Genomic DNA, 19,961 nt, shown 5'->3' on the forward strand with positions numbered 1-19,961 from the left:
GGACGCGAAATGCGAGCCAATGGTTTCGGAATGTTTCGACGACACGCAGTGGGAACCGGTAGCGGAGTTCGACTTTCGCGATCTGACCTACCACCGGGCAGTCGATTCAGGCACGGTTCGAATCGCCTTCGATCGACCGGACGTTCGGAACGCGTTCCGTCCGGGGACGGTCGACGAGCTGTACGACGCGCTGGATCACGCGAAGCGACAGACAGACGTCGGCTGTATCCTGCTGACCGGCAACGGCCCATCGTCGAAAGACGGCGGCTGGGCGTTTTGTTCCGGCGGCGATCAGACGGTCCGCGGCGACGACGGATACCAATACGGCGACGAGGAGAGCGAAGCGCGTAGTTCTTCGGAGAACGCGAACGGGCAGCGCCCGGGATCACGTGCGTCGGAACAGGGACGACTGCACATTCTCGAGGTCCAGCGACTCATCCGTCACATTCCGAAGATCGTTGTCTGTGTCGTCCCCGGCTGGGCCGTCGGCGGCGGCCACTCGCTACACGTCGTCTGTGACCTCACGCTCGCGAGCGAAGAGCACGCGAAGTTCCTCCAGACCGACCCCGACGTGGCGAGCTACGACGCCGGCTTCGGCTCGGCGTACCTCGCGAAACAGATCGGGCAGAAGAAGGCTCGAGAGGTGTTCTTCCTCGGGAAGACGTACAGCGCGGAAGAAGCCGCCGAGATGGGGATGGTCAACGAGGCCGTCCCGCACGACGAACTCGAGGACGTAGCTCTCGAGTGGGGCGAGCGGATCAACGCGAAAAGTCCGACGGCGATGCGGATGCTCAAGTACGGGTTCAACATGGCTGATGACGGACTGGTCGGCCAGCAGGTGTTCGCCGGCGAGGCGACGCGACTCGGCTACATGACCGACGAAGCGAAAGAGGGCAGAGACGCCTTCGTCGAGGGGCGCGAGCCCGATTTCGACGAGTATCCGTGGCATTACTGACTGCGAAAGGTTGCAGAATTCCCTCGGATATTCCGGTTGCAGTTGTCAGGAAGCGTAACGCTTTGGATGGATCGGCGTGAAAAATACACCAGTGACACTCTCCGATCGGTCGGGACTGTCCCGTCGGGATTCCCTCCGCGCGCTCGTCGCCATCGGTGGAGCGACGGCCCTCAGCGCCTGTCTCTCCGAAACCGAGGATAGCGACGTTCCAAGCGGGACGGACGATCCGGGTTCTCTCCACCCCCGCCAGCACGCGTGGAACGGGTATCTCGATCGAGACGACGACGGAAACGTCCGCCTTCCCGAACACCACGTCCTCGTCGCGCTATCGCTGCTCGAGGAGCCAAGCGATGACGCTCGAGACCGGGTCGAGTCGGCGTTACGGACGCTCGAGCGCGCCTACGAGTGGAGCACCGACGGGCTGGTGTTCACGCTCGGTTACACGCCGGCGTACTTCGATCGCTTTGACGAGTCGCTGCCGGAGACGGTTGACTTGCCCGACCCAGAGGCACTCACCGAGCGCGAGGAGCCGTCGACCGATACGGACGATGCGGTGATTCATCTCGCCAGCGACCGCTCGGAGGTCGTTCTCGAGGCCGAAGAAGGATTGTTCGGCGACCGATCGACCGTCAACGGCGTCGACGTCGAAACCGATCTCACCGACGTCTTCGAGCGACTCGAGGACGAGCGCCGCACCGGGTTCGTCGGAGCAGGCCTTCCGGCGGAGCACACCGACGTGTCGGGAGTTCCCGATGCCGTCCCCGAGGAGGCCCCGTTCTTCATGGGCTTTCGATCCGGATTCGATCGGAGTCAGGCCGACGAGGATCGGGTGACGATCGAGGAGGGGCCGTTCGCGGGCGCGACGACCCAGCACGTCGAATCGATGGACGTGCAACTCCGGACGTGGTTCGAACAGGAGAGCCACCGTCAGCGCGTGATGAAGACGTTCAGCCCCCAGCACGCGGACGAAGAGCTGGTTGGCGAAGTCGGCGAGAAACTGACCGACTCGAGCGAGCTAACCGACGAGCGGATCGACGCGACGGAGGACGACGCCCGAAGCGGTGTCGTCGGGCACGCGCAGAAGGCCGCTCGAGGGAGGATCGACGGAGAGCCACCGTTGCTCCGCCGCGATTTCAATACCGTCGACGGCGACACGCCGGGACTACACTTCCTCTCGCTCCAACGAGATATCGAGACGTTCGTCGACGTTCGAGAGGCAATGGAGGGCGAGGATCTGGCCGTTTCGAACGCGAACAACGGCATTCGGAGCTACCTGTTCGTTTCCCGACGGGGGAACTATCTGATTCCGCCGCGGTCGCTTCGCGCACTGCCGCCGCCCGATCCGGATGAGACGTGACAAGGATCGTTCGGCAAAACAGATATTTGCACTCGCGACAACCACGCTGAAAACCACGACTCGATCTATGCACGACCGAGCTATGAACCGACGGGCGTTCACGCGACTGACCGGCGTTGGAGCCAGCGCGCTCGCGTTGGCGGGCTGTCTCGACGGCATCGCAAACGGAGACGATGAGGAGCAGGACGACTCGAACGAGACGGAAAACGGCGGTGACTCCGGCGGGGACGGTGACGTCCCGGCATTTCCCGAAATCGACGACCCGCCGGACGTCGTCTATCGCCCCACACACCGCGAGTCGATGCGCGTTCTCGAGCCCGTAGTGGCTGGCGAGTACACCCTCGCACCGATGCTGTCGTATCCCCATCCCTTCTGGGTCGTCGCCGGCGGGACCGACAGCGAGGACGAAGACGAAGTCGAGCGCGAGGACCCTGAGCAGATGGAGGGCGTCCACCTGATGGTGCTCTGTTGGGACGAGGAGACGGAGACGATTCTCCCGGTCGACGAGGGCGTCGAAATCGCCGTCTCGCGCGACGGTGACCCGGTCGGCTCGCCGCGCTCGGCGTGGACGATGATCTCCCAGGAGATGGGTTTTCACTTCGGCGACAACGTCCCACTCGAGGGCGATGGAACGTACACCGTCGACGTCGAGTTGCCGTCGCTCTCGGTTCGGAAAACGGGCGACCTCGAGGATCGGTTTACCGACCGAGAACAGGCAACGTTCGAGTTCGACTACGACCAGTCGTTTCGGGACGCTGTCTTCGACGTGACGTACTTCGACGAAGACGAGTGGGGCGAACCCGGCGCGCTCGAGCCGATGCACGGCGAGGACGCGGGTGAGCACGCCGGAGACCACGACGACGATGACGGTGAACACGACTACACCGAGCACGCTGACGACAATGGCGGCCACGCTGACGACGGTGATCACGCAGACGACGGTCACGAAGACCACGACCACCACGAGGACATTCCCTACTCCGCACTTCCGCCCGCCAGCGAGTATCCAGGGACGGCGCTCGAGCCGGTCGAAGAACCGGAGGATGGCGACCTTCCGCGCAGCGGCGACGCAGCGTTCGTTGCAACGCTCGTGGACTCGAGTTCGCAACTCGCGATCGACGAGGAGACGACGCTCCTCGTCTCGCCGCGAACGCCGTACAACCGGGTGCCGCTGGCGGACATGTCGATGCGCGCCACTCTCGAGCGTGAGGACGAGTCACGTTCGGAGGCCGACCTCGAGCAGACGATCGACGGGGAACACGGCCTGCACTACGCCGGTTCGCTCGCGGACGCGGCCGCCGGTGATAGGGTGACCGTCGAGGTCGACGCACCCCCGCAGGTCGCTCGCCACCAGGGGTACGAGACGGCGTTTCTCGAAATGTCGCCGATCGAGTTTGACATTCCCGAGGACCAATGAGAACGACGCTTCCTCGCCGACGGCTCTCGGCCGTTGTCGTCGTCGCGCTCGCGTGTGCGATCGTCGCCGGGCTAGTCGTTCCGGCTACCGTCGCCGGCGGCGACAACGCGACGACGATGTACTTCGACCCCCACGAGTCGGAGGCCGACGCCGGAGAGACGATCACCGTCGACCTCGTCGCGAGCACCCACGGCGACTACGTCGGCGACGGTATCGACGAACTGTCCGTCGACCTCCAGTACGATTCGGACCTGCTCACCGTGACGGAGGTCGAACACGGGCCGATGCTCGCGGAGGGGGCCGACGACGCCGAGGTCAACGGGACCGCCGATTTCGACGAGGACGGAACCGTGTCGATCGAGCAGGAACGCGAGCCCTCGGGCGACGGCGCGGTTGCCACCGAAACGGTGGCGACGATCACTGTGGAAGTTGCTGAGGATGCACCATCGACTGAGACCGATCTCGAGATCACCGATTCCGAGGCGATGCTGATCAGCGAGTACCCGCAGGCGTCGATCGAACGCGACGGCTCGATCGAAATCGATGGCGACTCGAGTGACGGTGCGGCTGACTCGATTCCGGTGGGTACCCCGTTGGCCGCACTGGTCGCGATCGGCGGGACGCTCCTGTTCTTCTTCCTCCGTCGGTAATCGGTTTGACGCGAAGACTGCGTTGCACCCGGTTCCGGAAGTGATTTTACTTCGATTGTGGACGCGTTCGATAACTCACGATGGACGAGTCGCGACTGTCGTCTCGAGTCAGTGGTCGACTGCAATGCCAACGTTCACACTCCCGCGAGTACCACTCTGGTGCAATGAGCACGGCGGAGGTCGATATTTCACGGACGAAGGCGTGGGTGATGGCTGCGCGTCCACAGACCTTGCCCGCGGCCGCGGCACCGATTCTCGTCGCGACGGGGCTGGCGGTCCACGAGGGCGTGTTCGCGCTGGGGCCAGCAGTGATGGCGTTCGTCGGGGCAGCACTGATCCAGATTGGGACCAACTTTGCGAACGACTACTACGACGCGATGAAGGGTGCCGACACCGACGACAGGGAGGGGTTCACGCGGGTCACGCAGGCGGGAATCATCTCGCCCGAACAGGTCAAACTGGCGACGATCCTGACGTTCGCGCTCGCGATCGTCACCGGCACCTATCTCGTCTACATCGGTGGTGTTCCCATTCTCGTCATCGGACTGGTGAGCGTCTTCTGTGGCTGGGCGTACACGGGAGGGCCGTACCCACTCGGCTATCACGGACTCGGCGATCTGTTCGTCTTCGTCTTCTTCGGCGTCGTCGCCGTGATGGGGACGTTCTACGTGCAGGCGGCGGCGACGCTCGCGGACCCGCTCGCGACGACGGTTCCTGAGGGAACGGTCACGCGAGAAGCGTTCCTCGCGAGTCTCCCCGTCGCCGGACTCTCGACCGCGATTCTCGTCGTGAACAACGTCCGCGACCTCGAGACGGACGCGGAAACCGGCAAGCGAACGCTCGCCGTCAGGCTCGGCTACCAGTGGAGTCGTCTCGAGTACGTCGCCATGCTCGCGCTGGCGTACGTCACGCCGGTGTGGTTCTGGCTCGGCGAAGGCTACGGAATCGCCGTCTTGTTGCCCCTGCTTACGCTGCCCTACGCGGCCGTGTTGACCCGAACGATCTACACCCGAACCGACGGAGAGGCGCTGAATCCGGCGCTCGAGGGGACCGGAAAACTGCTCGCGCTGTACTCGCTGTTGTTCGCACTCGGGGTGGTCGTGTGAGTGGATCCTGTAACGACGACCGCGACCGCAACCGCGAACTCGAACTCGAGTATCAGTCGTTCTCGCTTCCACTCGCCGCCCCGCTCGAAACCGGCGACGGGACAATCGAGTCGCGAGACGGATTTCTGGTCAGAATCGAGGACGCAAACGACGACGGAGACCCAGCCCCGGTCGGCTACGGCGAAGCGACGCCACTCGCAGGCTGGACGGAATCGATCGAGGACTGTCGGGACGCCCTCGAGCGGGCCGAGTCTGCCATTCAGGTCGGTCCAGAGACCGCACTCGAGGCCGTCAGCGATCAGGTCGCCGCTCGACACGCGATAACGCTCGCGCTCGCGGATCTGCAGGCGACCAGCCAGTCGACGCCGCTGTACCAGTATCTCGGCAACGGCCCGCTGGTCGGACGGGTTCCGGTCAACGCGACCATCGGGTCCGGGTCCCCGGCCGAAACCGCACAGGAGGCACGAGCGGCCGTCGAGCGCGGCTTCACGTGTTGTAAACTGAAGGTCGGACGACTCGCCCTCGAGACGGATCTCGAGCGAATCGCTCGCACCCGCGAGGCCGTCGGTCCGGACGTCGAAATCCGGGTCGACGCCAACGGTGCCTGGACCGCAGCGGAAGCAACGCGAGCACTCGAAACGTTGGCCGAGTACGACGTTTCGCTCCTCGAGCAGCCCCTACCGGCCGGATCGTTGGACGGACACACCGACCTCAGACGAAGCGTCGGCGAGGATGACGTCGCGATCGGGCTGGACGAAGGGTTGCTCGAGCACGGGGTCGACGCAATCTGTGACGCCGGTGCAGCGGATGTGGTCGTCCTGAAGCCGATGGCACTCGGCGGGATCGACGTTGCTCGCAAGATCGCGGCGTGGGTACGGATGCTCGACATCGAACCGATCGTGACGACGACGATCGACGGCGTGGTCGCCCGGACGGGGGCGCTTCACGTCGCCGCGTCGATTCCAGACGTTCCGGCCTGTGGATTGGCAACTGCGGACCTGCTCGCGGACGATCTGGGCAACGATCCGGTCTTACTCGAGAACGGGTCGGCCGTCGTCCCGCAGGCCAAAGGGCTCGGCGTCGAGGGGGTGTGGGACGCGTGATCGGAGACCCACTCGCAGACGCACCTCGAGATCTCCTCGCGATGCGAACGAAGACGACGCCGGAACGGACGGCGCTGCTCGACGACGAAACGGGACGTCAGTGGTCGTACAGCGAACTCGACGCGCTCGTCGATCGAGTGGCCGAAACCCTCGAGCGAACGCTCGCGGCCGTCGACGATACCCGGGCACGACCGAGACTCGGAACGCTCGTCGACACGCGACCGGCGTTCGTGACGCTCGTCTTCGCTGCGATACGAGCGGGAATCACCATCGTCCCGCTGAACGTCCGCGAGACGACCGACGAACTGGCCTGGAAAGCCGAACGGACCGCTGTCACGGCCATCGTCTGTGAACGCGAGACCGAATCGGCGGCGCTCGAGGTCGCCGAGACGGTCGATACGGGGAGTTCGTCGACACCCGTCCTCTCGGTCGACGGGCCGAGGGCGAATCGAACCGGACGGATTCGAGCGACGCTCGAGGATGTGGGTTCCTCATCGAAGACCGACTCGCGCTCGACGACGCCGGAACGTTCGAACGATGGCCCAGCGGCGTCGAACGAAACAGCTCCGCTCGAGCACGACGAGACGTTCCTCATCATGTTCACTTCGGGCACGTCCGGCGAGCCGAAGGGCGTTCGCCTGACGCTCGGCAACCTGATCGCGAGTGCGACTGCCTCCGCATTCCGTCTGGGAGTCGACCCGTCCGACCGGTGGCTGTGTTGTCTGCCGATGTACCACATGGGCGGATTGGCACCCGTTATCCGATCGACGCTGTACGGGACGATGGTCGTGATCCAGCGGACGTTCGATCGCCACGAAACCGCACGCGTGCTCGATGAGTACGGGATCACCGGTGTGTCGATCGTGCCGACGATGTGTAAGCGACTGCTCGACGCTGGATGGGAGCCCGCGGAGACGCTTCGATTCGTCTTGCTCGGCGGTGCACCGGCCTCGAGCGAGTTACTCGAGCGGTGTCTCGCGGCCGACGTCCCGGTGTACCCGACGTACGGCATGACCGAAACGGCCTCCCAAATCGCGACGGCGACGCCACAGGACCTCGCCAATCACACAGGAACGGCGGGAACGCCGCTGCTCGTCACCGACGTGACCGTCGTCGACGAGGACGGCGACCCCCTCGACCACGGTGAAACGGGCGAGTTCGTCGTCAGTGGGCCGACAGTGACACCGGGATACCTCGAGACGGCGCACACGAACGCCGCGTTCGACGAGTACGGCCTCCACACGGGGGACATCGGATACAAGGACGGTGGGGGTCGGCTGTGGGTGCTCAACCGACGGAGCGACCGAATCGTCACCGGCGGCGAAAACGTCGATCCGGGCGAAGTGATCGCCGCGATTCGATCGCACCCCGACGTCGACACTGCGGTCGTACTCGGCCTCGAGGATCCGGAGTGGGGCGAACGCGTCGCAGCGCTCGTGGTTCCCGACGAATCCAGCGATTCGGGTGCAGCCAGCGACGGCACAACTCGAGGTGCGCCGAGCGACGCCGCGTCGGTCGACCTCGAGTCCGTGCTCGCACGCTGTGGGGACTCCCTCGCCGGATTCAAACAGCCGAAGACGATTGCCGTCACGGACTCGCTTCCCCGAACGGCGTCGGGAACCGTCGACCGCGAGCGCGCTCGAGCACTCATTCTCGAGCACGGGATCGACGTCTCCGAACTCTCCTGAGCGCAAGCGAAGTTAAGGCGATGGCGGCCCAACCAGCGGCCGTGTGTACACTGACACTCGCGTGGCAGGTATTCGACGACGCACCGGTCACGGTCGCGGCGAATCGTGACGAGGCCGTCGGCCGGCCGTCCGAACCGCCGGGACGCTACCGAGACGAGCCGGCGATCGTCGCACCTCGAGACGTCGAAGCGGGCGGCACTTGGATTGGGTACAACGAGTTCGGCGTGTTCGCGGGCATTACGAACAAGTGGACCGACGCGGACCTCGCCGGCGAGCGATCTCGGGGACTGCTCGTTGCGGACGTTCTGTCGGCTGCATCTGCCGTTGAAGCAGCCGAGGTGCTCGAGGCCGCGACGGCCGACGCCGAGTACGACGGCTTCTATCTCGTCATTGCAGACGCGACGGACGCCTACTGCTACGAGTGGGACGGGACGCTCTCGCGACTCGAGTTCGATCCGGGCGTCCACGTGGTCGTCAACGTCGCTATCGACGATCACGTCGACATTCCGCCCCATCGCGTCGACGCCGGCCGCCAGCAAGCCGACAGCGCTCGCGCGGTTCGCGACGCCCTTTCGGACCCCACCGAAGAGACGGCCGCGGAGTGGCTCGAGCGCGCTGGAGGGGTCCTCGCGGATCACAACTACGGCGTCTGCCTCCACGAAAACGGGTACGGAACGCGCTCGTCGTCGCTGATCGCGCTCGGATCGTCACCGACACGACACGCGTTCGCTCCAGGCCCGCCGTGTGAGACGGCGTACGAACCCGTCGACCTCGAGGCACCGGGTCTCGCTGAGACGCGCGCCATCAGTGACGATTGCAGCGTCGAAGGGCACATTTAAGCGCCTCGACCAACCTCATACGTACATGGACGCACTCCCGTTCCGAGCGATGAGCACGGAGAGGTGGTCACCGTGAGCGTTTCTGCGATCGAAGCCGAACTCTCCGAGGACGAGCGCGCCGGGCTCGAACTCGTCCGTCAGAGTGGTGGGATCCATCAGAGCGACTTCTGGAAGGAACTGGACGTCTCCTCGCGAAAGGGTAGTCGAATCGTCGAGTCGCTCGTCGAGAAAGAACTCGTCGATCGCGAAGACGCCGTCTACGACGGACACAACACCTACCACATCACGCCGACCGCTCGAGACCTCGACTTCACGCTGTTGATGGCCGGCGACATGCTCTCGCCGTATATCGGCGAAGAGGAAGTCGACCCGAACAGTGACGCGTTCTCGCAGTGGATCATGAACCTCGCCTACGAGGAGTAACCACCTGCTGCTCTCGATTCTGACGCACTCCCATCGACGGATAGCCCTGCAGCTGGCGCTCTCGCTTCCTACCGACAGATCCCGACTCGTAGAAGTTGCTGCGAGACAGTCGATGGCGTTCGTTACTCGAGCGCGCTCGCCGCTCGAATCAGTCGTTCCTCGCCGAAGGCGGGGCCGACCAACTGGAGTCCGACGGGGAGGCCGTCGTCGTCGCTTTCGCCGGCTGGCACCGAAATCGCGGGCAGGTCGGCGAGGTTGACGGGAACGGTGTTCGCGTCGGCTAAGTACATCTGAAGCGGGTCGTCGAGGCTCTCGCCCTGCTCGAACGGCGTGACCGGCATCGTCGGCGAAGCCAGCACGTCGGCGTCAGAGAGCGCCTCGTCGAAGTCCTGTTTGACCCACGCTCGAGCGTCCTGTGCCTTCTTGTAGTACTTGTCGTGGTAGCCCGCCGAGAGGGCGTAGGTACCGAGGAGGATGCGGCGTTTGACCTCGTCGCCGAAGCCTTCCTTGCGAGTCTCGGCGAAGACGTCGTTCCAGTTGCCCTCGGCGTCCGCGGAGTGGCCGTAGCGGACGCCGTCGAACCGGGCGAGGTTCGAGGAGGCTTCCGACATCGCAATCACGTAGTAGGCCTCGACGGCGTGTTCGACCGACGGGAGCGAGACCTCGTGGTACTCGGCTCCTTGCGCTTCGAGGTCGGCAATCGCGTCCCAGAAGGCCTCGACGACGCCGTCGTCGGCACCCTCGAGCAGTTCCGTCGGAACACCGATCGACAGACCGTCGACGTCGCCCGTTGCAGCGTCGGCGTACCTCGAGTCGTCGCCGGCATCGCGGGTCGTCGCATCTCGCTCGTCGCTTCCGGCGATGACGTCGAGCAGGGAGGCGGCGTCTTCGACGGTGTTCGCGAACGGGCCGATCTGTTCCAAACTATTGCCGTAGGAGACGAGTCCGTACCGGGAGACCAGCCCGTACGTCGGTTTGATGCCGACGACGCCACAGAAGGCGGCGGGACAGCGAATCGAGCCGCCGGTGTCCGACCCGAGTGCGAGGTCGGCCTCACCAGCGGCGACGGCTGCGGCCGAACCACCGGAGGAACCACCGGGAACGCGTCCCGGTGCGGCCGGATTGTCCGTCGACCCGAACGCGGACGTTTCCGTCGTCGATCCCATTCCGAACTCGTCCATGTTCGCCTTCCCGATGATGGTCGCGCCGGCGTCCGTCACGCGTTCGACGACCGTCGCGTCGTACGGCGGGACGTACTCCTCGAGCATCGTCGACCCGCAGGTCGTTCGGACGCCCTCGGTCGAGATGTTGTCCTTGACGGCAACGGTCTGGCCGGCGAGTGGGCCGTCGTCTGTGCCATGGATCGTCTCTTTCGTGATGAAAATGTGTTCGGACATGATCAGGAGACGTTCGGTCCTTTGAAGTAGCCGTCTTCGGTCTCTGTTGCGTTCTCGAGTGCCGCCTCGTGATCGAGTGATTCGCGTTCCTCGTCGGGTCGCATCACGTTCGTCAGGTCGGCCTCTCGGTCGACCTCGGGCACCGTATCCAGCGTCTCGAAGTACTCGAGGATGTCACCGAACTGTTGGGTGAACTGGTCGACCTCGTCGTCGTCGAGGTCGACGCGAGCCAGTTCGCCAACGTGGCGGACTTCCTCGGGACTGACGGCGTCGCTCATGCTTGCTCGCACTAGCCAGCGGGGAGTAAGCGTTTCGATACGCACACACTCGAGTCTCGCCTCGTATCACTCGAGGAGTGTATCACTCGAGCCCGACTGATCGTCTGTAGAACGCGTGTTCTCTAGGAATACTCGCTATCACCACCTTGCACTCGCCAGTTCATCTCACCGTACTATCGAAGAATTTAAGTGATGCGGATTCGTTGGGTTTCCCTACGATAGCACGTTTTCCAGTGAGCGTCGTGAAAATGTGACAATACAATGACTGACTCCACTATTCGAACGCGGAGCGGTGAGCGACGCCAGCACGAGTCGACGGACTCCGAGGAACAGTCCTCGACGCGAGAGCGCTGCCCGGAGTGTGACGGCCGACTCGTCTCCGACGCCGAACACGCCGAGACCGTCTGTCGCGACTGTGGCCTCGTCGTCGACGAAGGTGAAATTGACCGCGGCCCCGAGTGGCGCGCGTTCGACGCCGCCGAGAAGGACGAGAAGTCCCGCGTCGGTGCGCCGACGACGAACATGATGCACGACCAGGGCCTCTCGACCAACATCGGCTGGCAGGACAAAGACGCCTACGGCCGTTCGCTCTCGAGTCGCCAGCGCCAGAAGATGCAGCGCCTGCGCACCTGGAACGAGCGCTTCCGGACTCGCGACAGTAAGGAGCGCAACCTCAAGCAGGCGCTGGGCGAAATCGACCGCATGGCGAGCGCACTCGGCCTCCCGAAGAACGTCCGCGAGACGGCCAGCGTCATCTACCGTCGCGCGCTCGACGAGGACTTACTCCCTGGCCGCTCGATCGAGGGCGTCGCCACCGCCTCGCTGTACGCGGCAGCGCGACAGGCGGGGACCCCGCGTAGTCTCGACGAAATTTCGGCCGTCAGCCGCGTCGAGAAAGACGAGGTCGCCCGAACGTATCGCTACGTCGCCAGAGAACTCGGCCTCGAGATCGAACCAGCGGACCCCGAACACTACGTCCCCCGATTTGCGAGCGACCTCGAGCTCTCTGACGAGACTGAACGACGCGCTCGCGGGCTCCTGTCGACGGCGAAAGAGCAGGGAATCCACAGCGGCAAGTCGCCTGTCGGCCTCGCGGCCGCAGCCGTCTACGCCGCGGCACTCTTGACGAACGAGAAGGTTACGCAAAACGACGTCAGCGAAGTCGCGAGCATCTCAGAAGTAACCATCCGCAACCGGTATCACGAGTTACTCGAGGCCGAAGAGGCGACGCCGGCGTAATCGAGTGGCGGCTCCCGGGGGCGCTCGCGTTTCAAGATCACATTTCCCGCTGTTAGTACGACTTTTATCCGTCTCGTCGCTCGTATAGTCACTCCATAGTGAATATCATCGGTCCAAATAACTCTGCTATGAGCTGTGACAACTGTTCGGCGACAGCAGTCGCGTACACGCTTCGGACGCACGTGACGGACTCCCCCGGTGAGCAAATCGACCTCCACTTTTGCTCGAGCGAGTGTCTTCGCGTCTGGACGTAACGACCCCACGGAGCTATCACGCGCTTTGGTGTTAGAGTCGCGCTATGGTGACGAATTCGTCTCTCCGTTCCGAGACGGGAACGGCCCTCCGGTCGTCCATCGACGCGGAATCGACCGTCCGAACGGTCAACGACGTCCAGTTGCACGTGGTCGTGGCTGGCGAAGAGACGGGCCCACTCGTCGTCTTACTGCACGGCTTTCCGGAGTACTGGTACGGGTGGCGCCACCAACTCGAGGCCTTCGTCGAAGCGGGATTTCGCGTTCTCGTTCCCGATCAGCGCGGGTACAACCTGAGCGAGAAACCCGACGGCGTGCGTCCGTATCGACTCGAGGAATGTACTCGAGACGTCCGCGCGTTGATCGAAAACGAGGGTCGCGACAGCGCGTTCGTCGTCGGCCACGACTGGGGCGGCGTCGTCGCGTGGAATCTCGCCCAGCGGTTTCCATCGGCGGTCGATCGACTCGCGATCGTCAACGCGCCCCACCCGACGGTGTTCAGAGAGCACCTGCGCTCGAACCCGGAACAGCTTCGACGAAGCTGGTACGCCGGCTGGTTCCAACTCCCGACCCTCCCGGAACTCGTTTGTCGCGCGAGAGACTTCACGATCCTCGAGCGAGCGCTCACGTCCATGGCGCCAACTGGAACGTTCACGGACGACGAACTCGAAAGCTATCGGTCGGCCTGGAGACGACCCGGCGCGCTCACGTCGATGCTGAACTGGTATCGGGCGGCGCTACGGTATCCCCCTGGTCTGGATCGAGAACCGGTTTCGCCACCGACGCTCGTCGTCTGGGGAACTGACGACGTCGCGCTGACGACTGCACTGGCGATCGACGCGGACCTCCGGTGTGAGACGAGTCGCCTCGAGTTGTGGCCGGAGACGAGTCACTGGGTACAACACGAACGCCCGGAGCGCTTGAACACGCATCTTCTCGAGTGGTTCGATGATGACCGGTGAGCCCGTTCGCCATCTTGTCGTCGGCCGTTCCCAACGGGTGGGAATAGCCAGTGTCTATTCGGACGGAGCGAGGCTACGATCGAGAAGAGACGCTCGCATGGCTCAGGCGATACTCACGATTACGATGCCAGAACGCAACTGGATAGGCCAGCTCTCGACGGCGTATCCGGAGGCGACCTTTCAGGTGCTTGCGGCACTCGGCGACGCCGAGAGTGGGTTCGCGCTCGTCCGGATAACCGAGTCGAACCGTTCTCAGGTACTCGAGGACGTGCGTGAGCATCCACAGATTACGGCGTTTACCCTCCTCCAGCGTCGAGACAACGAGGCGACCGTTCACGTCGAGACGGCTGAGTCACTCGCCCCCTTCTCCTCGGGAGGGTCGGAACTCCCCCTCGAGTTCCCGCTCGAGATCGTCGACGGTGAAACGACGATCGAGGTGACCGGAACGCGAGACCATCTCGCTGGACTCGCCGAGCAACTCGAGTACTCGCCGGTCGACTATCGAATCGACGAGGTCCACGAGCGCCTCCACGAGAGCCAACTCCTCTCCGAGCGCCAACTCGAGATCGTCGTCACCGCCGTCGAAGAGGGATACTACGATACGCCACGCCGGAGTTCCTTGACGGAGCTCGCAGCCCATCTGGGTATCGCGAAGTCGACGTGTAGCGAAACGCTCCACCGGGCAGAAGGCTCGATCATCAAACGGTTCGTCGACGACGTTTCACAGAGTGATGCCGATGATGAACTGGAAGAACACTTCGCCACCCGCTGAATCGGCGAGCAACCGCGTGGGTCCGTTCGAATCACGTCCACCTCACGAGTAGTTTTGAGAGTTGACACAGATTACCACGCTGGACGATAAGAAACTCCGACGCAGTTGTCGGGCGATAGACGGGGCGTCTCGTTCTTCCCATGGTCCATGATATGATGGAACATGTGCTGGCCAATTCAGGGAAAACGGCCTACCCTACTAATAAATGCACGAACATATTCGCGTCCATTCTCACCCGATGGAAATCGAGTCTATATTTGAACCTGATCTAGTTGTGAGTCCGGTAGTAGAGGATCCACAGATGACCGTATTCAACTACGTGTCGGCGTGTTATTACTTCGCAACGAGCGGATTCTCGTCCAGAGGTGTGCTACCGAAATGAGCACGGACGACGAATCTTTCCACCCGCTCGGACAAGAGTGGGAGACTGAGCTCGAAGGAATGCTCGACGATACCGAGTACGACTCCGATCTCGGTATGCAAATGGCCCAGGACGCAATGCGCGTCACCAAGGGCGAACTGTCTGAAGCCGAATTCCACGAAATGTATCACGACGACGTGATGGACGAATTCGGCGTCGACGACCGCCCGACTGAGGAAGCCTACGAGGCTGCTCAGGAAGAAGGGAAGGGCGGAGTAGCCCGAATGCTCTCTGCTTTCGACGACGACGGCGAGGAGGGTCGCCGCGACGTCATGAAGAAGATGGGCGTCGGTGCCGCTGCCGTCGGCCTCGGTGCGTGGGGCACCGTCGACGACAGCGAACCCAGCCTAGGTATCTCCCAGGAAGGCGACGACGCCGGCGGAGATGGCGACGACGTCCAGATGGGAATGACCATCGACCTCGAGCAGTGTGACGGCTGTCTCTCTTGTATGTCTGCCTGTGCCGAGGAGAACAACCTCGATCAGGGTGTCAACTGGATGTACGTCCTCGAGTACGACGAACCAGAGGGCACCCCAGACACGAGCAACAACCTGCTCGTCCGTCCGTGTCAACACTGCACCGACGCACCCTGTGAGAAGGTCTGTCCGACCACGGCACGACACACCCGTGACTCCGACGGCCTCGTGCTGACGGACTACGACGTCTGTATCGGCTGTCGATACTGTCAGGTCGCGTGTCCCTACGGCGTCAACTACTTCCAGTGGAACGAACCCGACATCTCGACGGACGAAATCGCCGAGGACCACGAGGACATGGATTCCGATCACATGACCTCCGAGGATCGGTGGGTCGACAGTCGTGCTCCACGCGGAACGATGAGCAAGTGTACGATGTGCCCAACCCGCCAGGACGGCGGTATGGGCGACGAGATGGTTGGCACCACAGCCTGTGAGGAAACCTGTCCGCAGGACGCCATCCACTTCGGCAATATGAACGACGAGACGAGCGACCCACAAATCTACGCCGACAACCCGAGTCGCGGTCGGACGCTCACGGACTTCGCTCCGGACGAAGCCGACGTCGAGGAGGAACTCGAGGAACTCGAAGACGCCCTCGACGGCGAAGACGAGGACCTCGACGCGGTTCTCGACGCCTACGACTTCCAGGGTCTCGGTGCCGTAGAAGACGACGAGGAAGGCCTCGCACTCTTGCTCGCACTCGAGATCACCGCCGAGGACGAACTCGGTGGCGGCGAGGACTACCTCGCACAGAACGAGGAGTTCGTCGCCGCTGCGCTCGAGATCATTGCCGACCACGGACTGGATCTCGAGAGCCAAGAGGTCCTCTCGGAACTCGACCTCGCAGATGCACCTGAAGAAGACGACGAGGAAGACGACGAAAACGGTGCAGACGAGGACGAAGACGAAGCCGACGAGGAAGACGAGGACGAAGACGAAGCCGACGAGGAAGACGAGGACGAAGACGAAGCCGACGAGGAAGAAGAGGACGAAGCGGAAGACGAGTTCGATGGCCCAGACGAAGGCGCTGCACAGAGCCTCATCGAACAGTACGCTGGCACCCCTGCCTCGAGCTTCCGCTTGCTCGAGGACATGGGGACCAACCCGAACATCATCTACCTGGGTAACGAACCCGGACCGAACGCCGAACAGAGTGAGGATCCCGAGGAGCAATCCGACTATGGGAACGTCTCTTACCAGCGAGCAGACGGCGACCGCGTCGATCTGGTCGACAACCGCAAGGAAATCCTCGACGACGAGACGGTCGGTGACGCTGGGGTGTCCCTATGAGCACGAAGACGCCATCCGAAGCGGACATCCTCCGCCCGATCGACAACTTCTCGAAGAAGTTCTTCATCCTCTTCGGTGTCTGTGCCCTGGCACTCGGTGCGTTTCTCGTCGCCTGGGTCTACCAGCTCTACGTCGGGATGTCGGTTACCGGCCTCTCCGACTGGGGGACCGGCGGCGGTGCGACCTGGGGACTGTACATCGGCGCGTTCATCTGGTGGGTCGGGATCGCTCACGGCGGGATCATCCTCTCCGCTGCGGTCCGACTGCTCGGCATGGATCGATACATGCCGGTCGCCCGCCTCGCCGAATTGCTGACCATCGCCGGCCTCTCCGCGGCTGGCTTCTACATTCTGGTCCACATGGGACGCCCGGACCGCATGGTCACGAGCGTCCTCGGACACTACCACATCACGGTCAACAACTCGCCGCTGGTGTGGGACGTGACCGTCATCACGGCCTACTTCGTGTTGACGGCGACCTACCTCGCACTGACGCTTCGCTACGACATCACGCGGCTGCGTGACGATCTTCCAGGCTATCTCTCGCCGGTCTACAACGTCCTGACCCTCGGCTACACCGAGGACGAAGACGAGGTCGTCGAGCGGATGGTTTGGTGGCTCGCACTCGCGATCATCATCATGGCACCACTGCTGCTCCACGGCGGTGTGATTCCGTGGCTGTTCGCAGTGTTGCCCGGCATGCCAGCCTGGTTCGGTGCCGTCCAGGGACCACAGTTCCTGACGATCGCACTGACCTCGGCGATCAGCGGCGTGATCATCGTCGCGTACGCGTTCCGACGCGCGTACGATTGGAACCACATCATGACCGACGACGTCTTCCGCGGACTGCTCCTCTGGCTGGGCTTCTTCTGCCTGCTGTTCGTCTGGCTCCAGCTCCAACAGAACGTCACCGGTCTCTTCGCCGCACCAGTGAGCACGGAAGTCGCCCAAGAGGCGACGATCGGTCACTGGATGTACATCGGATCGATGGCGCTCGTCTTCGGGACGCTCGTCTTCATCTTCGCACAGGCGATCCGTCCGTCGCTGTTCACGAAGGCTCGAGCGATCGTCGCCTCCGTTGCCGTGCTCATGGGCACGCTCGGTGAGAAGCTAATCTTCGTCGTCGAAGGCTTCCTGCACCCGGAGTTCGAGATCTACGCGAACACGCCCGGAGAGTACTTCCCGAGTGTGATCGAGTGGCTCTCGCTGCTTGGCACGATCGGGATGGTCACGCTGATCTTCCTCGTCGTCTCGAAGGTCGTCCCCGTCGTCGAACTCCACGCCGTCGAACACCTGCGTGGCGATCACGGACACGGCCACGAGGAAGCAGACGAATCCGCAACTGAACCAGAGGTGAAAGCATGAGCGCACTCGCAGCCACACTCGCAGAACCGCTCTACCACGGCTACAGTGGTACCGAAGGAGTAACCGGATTCCCGAACATCGGGACCTACCTGATCTTCGGCGTCGTGTTGGTACCCATCTACGTGATGGTCATTTCGTGGTTCGTCAGCGAACCTCGAGACACGAAGACGGGCCTGCTCGGTGTGTCTTACCTCATCGGCATCGCCGCACAGATGTGGATCGGGATGTTCATCCTGACCGTGATCATCGGGGTCTTGTTCTTCGGCGGCCTCCCGGAACCGCTTGGCTCCCACGGCCCGACCGACTCCATCCCGATCTTCGGGTTCCTGTTCTAACCGGACAGGCCGACCTGCTGATCGGTTCTCACCGTTTTTGTTCTCGTTCAGTCGGCGCTGCCTCGCGAGCCGCGGCCCACCCATGACATCCATGCACACCCAGGGGAAACCACGACCCGACCGGGGCGCAAACCCAGATTATGACGCTGGTTGACACGCTCGCGACGATACTCTATCACGGCTACGAAGGGACGGAGGGATGGACCGGATTTCCAAACGAGGGAACGTACATCATTTTCGGTGTCGTCTTACTGCCGATTTACGTCATGATCATCGCCTGGTTCACGGGTACCCCTCGAGACACGAAAGTCGGGTTGCTCGGCGTCACGTATCTCGTCGGCATCGCAACGAGTATGTGGGTCTCGATGCTCGTCATGACGGTACTCATCGGGATCATCTTCTACGGTGGTGTGCCGAGTATCTGAGGCGACGAACGATCGACGTTTCACGCACCCGTCGAGCGGTTTGCCGGGAACCCTCGAACCATCACACGTATCCCATTCCGACCCCTTATGCACTGATAACGAACCTAACGCACTATGAGTATTACAGAACACGAACTTCAGATCGAACTCGAGGGGATCGAAGACCCGGACCTCGGCGGGGATATCGTCTCGCACGGATTGGTCAACGACGTCCAAATCGAGGACGAAACCGCCCGGATCGAGTTGGCGATGAACGCGCCGTATGCCCCCTCCGAGATGGAACTCGGCAATCGAATTCGAGAGGTGTGTGACGAGGCCGGACTCGAGGCCGACCTGCGTGCACACGTCGGCGAGGAACACGGGTTCGACGATCAAGTGCTGCCACGAGTTCGGAACGTTATCGCCGTCGCCTCGGGGAAGGGTGGCGTCGGCAAGACGACGGTCGCCGCGAACATCGCTGCCGGACTCGAGAAACGGGGGGCGATGGTCGGGTTGCTCGACGCGGACATTCACGGCCCGAACATTCCGAAGATTCTGCCGCCCGAGAGCGATCCCGGCGTGACGCCGAGTGAGGACATCGTCCCGCCACGATCGGACGGCGTCCGAGTCATCAGTATGGGGATGATGATGGAAGACGAAGACGATCCGGCGATCCTCCGCGGGCCGATGGTCAACAAGTTCATGCTGAAGTTCCTGGAGGGCGTCGAGTGGGGCCGTCTCGATTATCTTATCGTCGACTTGCCGCCGGGAACGGGCGACGCGACGTTGAATCTCCTTCAGTCGATGCCGGTGACGGGTGCAGTCGTCGTGACGACGCCACAGGAGATGGCCCTCGAGGACACCCGGAAAGGGATTCAGATGTTCAAGAAACACGACACGCCCGTGTTGGGCATCGTCGAGAATATGAGTTCGTTCATCTGCCCGTCGTGTGACGACCAGCACGGACTCTTCGGTACCGACGGCGCACAGACGATCGTCGACAAGTACGACGTGCCGTTGCTCGGCCAGATTCCGATCCACCCGGACTTCGGTGCCGATGGAAGCCAGGGTGCGCTCGTGAAAGACGAGGAGAGTCAGGTTCAGGAGACGGTCGAAAACCTCGTTGCCGACGTCGCAGATCAAATCGGCGCGACGAATCGCCAGACGGTTGCCGACAACGTCGAAGGGGGGCCGACGAATCAGCTCCCGACCGAAACGAAAGACTGAGTGG

The 19,961-nt window shown here is 63.0% G+C and carries 20 protein-coding genes; 18 read left to right on the forward strand and 2 right to left on the reverse strand.

Going from position 1 to position 19,961, the window contains the following annotated elements:
* Positions 1-19 precede the first annotated feature (19 nt).
* The 9 genes from BLW62_RS00405 to BLW62_RS00445 all read left to right on the forward strand — a co-directional run bounded on the left by BLW62_RS00405 (position 20) and on the right by BLW62_RS00445 (position 9,538).
* Positions 20-955 carry a 1,4-dihydroxy-2-naphthoyl-CoA synthase gene (locus BLW62_RS00405; RefSeq protein ID WP_090503390.1) on the forward strand — a complete coding sequence of 312 codons (936 nt, stop codon included), beginning with the start codon at positions 20-22 and terminating at the stop codon, positions 953-955.
* Between the two features lie 91 nt (positions 956-1,046).
* Complete coding sequence (locus BLW62_RS00410; RefSeq protein ID WP_090503395.1) at positions 1,047-2,312, forward strand: DUF7405 family protein; 1,266 nt, start codon at positions 1,047-1,049, stop codon at positions 2,310-2,312.
* Positions 2,313-2,379: 67 nt separating this feature from the next.
* Positions 2,380-3,729 (forward strand): DUF7350 domain-containing protein, encoded by a 1,350-nt coding sequence (locus BLW62_RS00415; protein WP_090503398.1) that lies wholly within the window; start codon positions 2,380-2,382, stop codon positions 3,727-3,729.
* Positions 3,726-4,379, forward strand: coding sequence for a cohesin domain-containing protein (locus BLW62_RS00420; protein WP_090503403.1), 654 nt, complete (start codon positions 3,726-3,728; stop codon positions 4,377-4,379). The genes BLW62_RS00415 and BLW62_RS00420 overlap by 4 nt, the downstream gene beginning before the upstream one ends.
* A gap of 164 nt (positions 4,380-4,543) precedes the next feature.
* Positions 4,544-5,485 carry a 1,4-dihydroxy-2-naphthoate polyprenyltransferase gene (locus BLW62_RS00425; RefSeq protein ID WP_090503407.1) on the forward strand — a complete coding sequence of 314 codons (942 nt, stop codon included), beginning with the start codon at positions 4,544-4,546 and terminating at the stop codon, positions 5,483-5,485.
* The gene (locus BLW62_RS00430) at positions 5,482-6,588 is read left to right on the forward strand and encodes a mandelate racemase/muconate lactonizing enzyme family protein (protein ID WP_090503412.1); all 1,107 of its coding nucleotides are present in this window, start codon (positions 5,482-5,484) and stop codon (positions 6,586-6,588) included. The genes BLW62_RS00425 and BLW62_RS00430 overlap by 4 nt, the downstream gene beginning before the upstream one ends.
* Positions 6,589-6,629: 41 nt before the next feature.
* Positions 6,630-8,276, forward strand: coding sequence for a class I adenylate-forming enzyme family protein (locus tag BLW62_RS00435; protein ID WP_090506363.1), 1,647 nt, complete (start codon positions 6,630-6,632; stop codon positions 8,274-8,276).
* A 41-nt stretch (positions 8,277-8,317) separates the two neighbouring features.
* Complete coding sequence (locus tag BLW62_RS00440) at positions 8,318-9,115, forward strand: NRDE family protein (RefSeq protein WP_090506362.1); 798 nt, start codon at positions 8,318-8,320, stop codon at positions 9,113-9,115.
* 72 nt (positions 9,116-9,187) lie between these two features.
* The gene (locus BLW62_RS00445; RefSeq protein ID WP_090506364.1) at positions 9,188-9,538 is read left to right on the forward strand and encodes a helix-turn-helix transcriptional regulator; all 351 of its coding nucleotides are present in this window, start codon (positions 9,188-9,190) and stop codon (positions 9,536-9,538) included.
* A gap of 122 nt (positions 9,539-9,660) precedes the next feature.
* Here BLW62_RS00445 and gatA read toward each other — a convergent pair whose 3' ends face one another.
* Together gatA and gatC are read right to left on the reverse strand one after the other, a co-directional pair.
* On the reverse strand, positions 9,661-10,935 hold the full coding sequence (gene gatA, locus BLW62_RS00450) for an Asp-tRNA(Asn)/Glu-tRNA(Gln) amidotransferase subunit GatA (protein ID WP_090503415.1): 1,275 nt from the start codon (positions 10,933-10,935) through the stop codon (positions 9,661-9,663).
* A 2-nt stretch (positions 10,936-10,937) separates the two neighbouring features.
* A complete protein-coding gene (gatC, locus tag BLW62_RS00455; protein ID WP_076577905.1) occupies positions 10,938-11,213 on the reverse strand; it encodes an Asp-tRNA(Asn)/Glu-tRNA(Gln) amidotransferase subunit GatC in 276 nt (91 codons plus the stop codon).
* 261 nt (positions 11,214-11,474) lie between these two features.
* Here gatC and BLW62_RS00460 point away from each other — a divergent pair, with 261 nt between their 5' ends.
* The 9 genes from BLW62_RS00460 (at position 11,475) to BLW62_RS00495 (ending at position 19,957) form a co-directional block, all read left to right on the forward strand.
* Positions 11,475-12,452: a transcription initiation factor IIB gene (locus BLW62_RS00460; RefSeq protein ID WP_090503419.1), complete on the forward strand. Its 978-nt coding sequence runs from the start codon at positions 11,475-11,477 to the stop codon at positions 12,450-12,452.
* Positions 12,453-12,580: 128 nt separating this feature from the next.
* A complete protein-coding gene (locus BLW62_RS19075) occupies positions 12,581-12,706 on the forward strand; it encodes a hypothetical protein (RefSeq protein ID WP_257787635.1) in 126 nt (41 codons plus the stop codon).
* A 44-nt stretch (positions 12,707-12,750) separates the two neighbouring features.
* A complete protein-coding gene (locus tag BLW62_RS00465; RefSeq protein ID WP_090503423.1) occupies positions 12,751-13,665 on the forward strand; it encodes an alpha/beta fold hydrolase in 915 nt (304 codons plus the stop codon).
* Positions 13,666-13,762: 97 nt separating this feature from the next.
* The gene (locus BLW62_RS00470; RefSeq protein ID WP_076577911.1) at positions 13,763-14,437 is read left to right on the forward strand and encodes a helix-turn-helix domain-containing protein; all 675 of its coding nucleotides are present in this window, start codon (positions 13,763-13,765) and stop codon (positions 14,435-14,437) included.
* Between the two features lie 378 nt (positions 14,438-14,815).
* On the forward strand, positions 14,816-16,627 hold the full coding sequence (locus BLW62_RS00475) for a 4Fe-4S ferredoxin N-terminal domain-containing protein (RefSeq protein WP_090503427.1): 1,812 nt from the start codon (positions 14,816-14,818) through the stop codon (positions 16,625-16,627).
* Entirely contained in the window at positions 16,624-17,991 is a 1,368-nt protein-coding gene (nrfD, locus tag BLW62_RS00480) for an NrfD/PsrC family molybdoenzyme membrane anchor subunit (protein ID WP_090503431.1), read from the forward strand. Before BLW62_RS00475 ends, nrfD begins: the two co-directional genes overlap by 4 nt.
* On the forward strand, positions 17,988-18,326 hold the full coding sequence (locus BLW62_RS00485; RefSeq protein WP_090503435.1) for a hypothetical protein: 339 nt from the start codon (positions 17,988-17,990) through the stop codon (positions 18,324-18,326). The genes nrfD and BLW62_RS00485 overlap by 4 nt, the downstream gene beginning before the upstream one ends.
* Before the next feature lie 140 nt (positions 18,327-18,466).
* Positions 18,467-18,751 carry a hypothetical protein gene (locus BLW62_RS00490; protein ID WP_090503440.1) on the forward strand — a complete coding sequence of 95 codons (285 nt, stop codon included), beginning with the start codon at positions 18,467-18,469 and terminating at the stop codon, positions 18,749-18,751.
* A gap of 114 nt (positions 18,752-18,865) precedes the next feature.
* The gene (locus BLW62_RS00495; RefSeq protein WP_090503444.1) at positions 18,866-19,957 is read left to right on the forward strand and encodes an Mrp/NBP35 family ATP-binding protein; all 1,092 of its coding nucleotides are present in this window, start codon (positions 18,866-18,868) and stop codon (positions 19,955-19,957) included.
* Positions 19,958-19,961 lie beyond the last annotated feature (4 nt).

The organism is Natronorubrum sediminis (assembly GCF_900108095.1).
Lineage (GTDB): Archaea > Halobacteriota > Halobacteria > Halobacteriales > Natrialbaceae > Natronorubrum > Natronorubrum sediminis.

What these genes read in the sequence shown, in the direction of transcription:
- BLW62_RS00405 (WP_090503390.1), top strand. Translation starts at nt 20, where the DNA reads ATGGTTTCGGAATGTTTCGACGACACGCAGTGGGAACCGGTAGCGGAG.
- BLW62_RS00415 (WP_090503398.1), top strand. Translation starts at nt 2,380, where the DNA reads ATGCACGACCGAGCTATGAACCGACGGGCGTTCACGCGACTGACCGGC.
- BLW62_RS00420 (WP_090503403.1), top strand. Translation starts at nt 3,726, where the DNA reads ATGAGAACGACGCTTCCTCGCCGACGGCTCTCGGCCGTTGTCGTCGTC.
- BLW62_RS00425 (WP_090503407.1), top strand. Translation starts at nt 4,544, where the DNA reads ATGAGCACGGCGGAGGTCGATATTTCACGGACGAAGGCGTGGGTGATG.
- BLW62_RS00435 (WP_090506363.1), top strand. Translation starts at nt 6,630, where the DNA reads ATGCGAACGAAGACGACGCCGGAACGGACGGCGCTGCTCGACGACGAA.
- gatA (WP_090503415.1), bottom strand. Translation starts at nt 10,935, where the DNA reads ATGTCCGAACACATTTTCATCACGAAAGAGACGATCCATGGCACAGAC.
- gatC (WP_076577905.1), bottom strand. Translation starts at nt 11,213, where the DNA reads ATGAGCGACGCCGTCAGTCCCGAGGAAGTCCGCCACGTTGGCGAACTG.
- BLW62_RS00460 (WP_090503419.1), top strand. Translation starts at nt 11,475, where the DNA reads ATGACTGACTCCACTATTCGAACGCGGAGCGGTGAGCGACGCCAGCAC.
- BLW62_RS19075 (WP_257787635.1), top strand. Translation starts at nt 12,581, where the DNA reads ATGAGCTGTGACAACTGTTCGGCGACAGCAGTCGCGTACACGCTTCGG.
- BLW62_RS00465 (WP_090503423.1), top strand. Translation starts at nt 12,751, where the DNA reads ATGGTGACGAATTCGTCTCTCCGTTCCGAGACGGGAACGGCCCTCCGG.
- BLW62_RS00470 (WP_076577911.1), top strand. Translation starts at nt 13,763, where the DNA reads ATGGCTCAGGCGATACTCACGATTACGATGCCAGAACGCAACTGGATA.
- BLW62_RS00475 (WP_090503427.1), top strand. Translation starts at nt 14,816, where the DNA reads ATGAGCACGGACGACGAATCTTTCCACCCGCTCGGACAAGAGTGGGAG.
- nrfD (WP_090503431.1), top strand. Translation starts at nt 16,624, where the DNA reads ATGAGCACGAAGACGCCATCCGAAGCGGACATCCTCCGCCCGATCGAC.
- BLW62_RS00485 (WP_090503435.1), top strand. Translation starts at nt 17,988, where the DNA reads ATGAGCGCACTCGCAGCCACACTCGCAGAACCGCTCTACCACGGCTAC.
- BLW62_RS00490 (WP_090503440.1), top strand. Translation starts at nt 18,467, where the DNA reads ATGACGCTGGTTGACACGCTCGCGACGATACTCTATCACGGCTACGAA.
- BLW62_RS00495 (WP_090503444.1), top strand. Translation starts at nt 18,866, where the DNA reads ATGAGTATTACAGAACACGAACTTCAGATCGAACTCGAGGGGATCGAA.